General features: G+C 72.4%; 1 protein-coding gene and 1 pseudogene. Both read right to left on the bottom strand.

From position 1 onward, the window contains the following. Window positions 1-579, bottom strand: a pseudogene (locus tag RIF89_RS14895) (1-deoxy-D-xylulose-5-phosphate reductoisomerase); the annotation flags it as partial. Window positions 580-588: 9 nt separating this feature from the next. Next, on the bottom strand, window positions 589-1,584 hold a 996-nt coding region (locus RIF89_RS14900; RefSeq protein ID WP_309069849.1), incomplete at its 5' end, for an FKBP-type peptidyl-prolyl cis-trans isomerase.

Consider the following 1,584-nt stretch of genomic DNA (forward strand, 5'->3'; position numbering starts at 1 on the left):
GCCCTTGTTCACGAGCGTCGCCGAATTCGTCGTGATGACGCGGCCCATCGCGAAGTTCGGGTGCTTCAGCGCCTCTGCGGGCGTGACGCCCTCCAGCTGCTCGCGGCGGCGCCCGCGGAACGGGCCGCCCGACGCGGTCACGATGAGCCGTCGCACCTCGCGATGCGCCCCCGAACGCAGCGCCTGCGCGATCGCGGAGTGCTCGGAGTCGACGGGCACGATCTGGCCCGGCGCGGCCAGACGCTTCACGAGGTCGCCGCCGACGATCAGCGACTCCTTGTTGGCGAGCGCGAGCGTCCGTCCGGTCTCGAGCGCGGCGAGCGTCGGACCGAGCCCGACGGATCCGGTGATCCCGTTGACGACGACGTCGGCGTCCACGTCGCGCACGAGCTGCTCGGCCTCGCCGGCGCCCAGCGCCGTGTGCTCGACGCCGAACTCGGCGGCCTGCGCCGCCATCGCCGCGGAGTTGGAGCCTGCCGACAGCCCGACGACCTCGAAGCGGTCCGGGTTGGCCCGGATCACGTCGAGCGCCTGGGTGCCGATCGATCCGGTGGAGCCGAGGAGGACGACCCGACGCATGCCGCTGGCTTACTGCTGCGGCACGGACTGCGACGCGAGGATGTCGACCACGAAGGTCAGCGTCTCCTCCGCGAGCTCATGCTCCGCCGCCGCGCCGTAGCCGTCGGCCGGCGGCATCGTGACGAGCACCTGCGAGCCGACCTTCTGACCCTCGAGGGCCTTCTGGAAGCCGGCGACCACGCCCGTGGTGGACATGGCGGCCGCGGCGCCGCGCTCCCAGCTGGAGTCGAACACCGACCCGTCCGACCACTTCACGCCGGTGTACTGCACGAGCACGCTGTCGCCCGACGCCACCTCGGCGCCGTCGCCCGCCTTGAGCGTCGTGACCTCGGTCTCGGCCGGCGGCTCGGCGTCGGGCAGCGTGATGGTGGGCTCGCCGTCATCGGCCAGCTCGACCGTGGGCTGACCCTCGACGGGCTCCTGCGGCTCTCCCCACGCGGCGGTGGGAGTGTCGTTGCCGAGCAGGTCGATCACGTACACGGTGGCCGGCTGCTGCTCACCCTGCCCGGGCACGGTCGCGACGATGCGCGAGCCGACCGGTGCGCAGCCGAACAGCTGCGCCGTGCCGCTGTCCATGGCGAGCGCCTCCGGCAGGACGGGCGTCTCGTAGCCGATGCTCTGCAACTCCTCGCCCGTGCTCGCGTCGAAGACCGTCAGGCCGTAGTCGATGATCTGGCCGAGCTCGATCGGGTCGCCGTCTCCCTCGCTCACGACCGTGCGCTCGGGCGTGGTGATCTCGAGCTCGCCGTCCAGGGCGATGGTCGGCTTCTCGCCCGGCTCCCCCTCGACCGTCACGGCCTCCGACGACGCGCCGCTTGCCAGTGCCGCGGCGCACAGATCGGTGGCGCCGGCGGTGGCGCTGGGCGTCGTCTCCGCCGGTGTCGGCTCGCCCGAGCAGCCGGCGAGCGCGACGGCACTGAGCGCGAGGGCGGACAGGAATGCTGCGGAGCGAAGACGCACGAAGATACCTCGATCGTTGTGGGGGTCGTCCCATCCTGCCCCATG

Source organism: Microbacterium sp. (assembly GCF_031178525.1).
Lineage (GTDB): Bacteria > Actinomycetota > Actinomycetes > Actinomycetales > Microbacteriaceae > Microbacterium.